Below are 487 nucleotides of genomic sequence, written 5' to 3' on the forward strand. Positions count from 1 at the left end.
ATTTTCAGACGACCTCTTAAACTCTAAAGGTCGTCTGAAATCTATGATTATGAAATCTTACAAGCCCCACCTGCACAACCGTCATCCTGAATATCGGTCTGTGTATCGTCCGCGCCGTCGCGGGTGTTGTGGTAGTACAGGGTTTTGACGCCGTATTTGTAGGCGGTCAGCAGGTCTTTGAGCATTTGTTTCATGGAAACTTTGTTGCCTTCGAATTTACCCGGGTCGTAGGCGGTGTTGGCGGAAATCGCCTGGTCGACGAATTTTTGCATCACGCCGACAAGTTTCAGGTAGCCTTCGTTGCCCGGAAGTTGCCACAGGGTTTCGTAGGCGTCTTTCAGGGTTTCAAATTCGGGCACGACTTGTTTCAAGATACCGTCTTTCGATGCTTTGACCGTTACCAATCCGCGCGGCGGTTCGATGCCGTTGGTAGCGTTGGCGATTTGCGAACTGGTTTCAGACGGCATGAGTGCGGTCAGGGTAGAGT

At 50.9% G+C, this 487-nt stretch carries 1 pseudogene; it reads right to left on the reverse strand.

Annotated elements, in window-relative coordinates:
* Window positions 1-47: 47 nt before the first annotated feature.
* A pseudogene (locus ACTHUR_RS19385) lies at window positions 48-487 on the reverse strand (ribonucleotide-diphosphate reductase subunit alpha); the annotation flags it as partial.

The sequence above is a fragment of the Neisseria sp. P0021.S007 genome, from assembly GCF_051956855.1.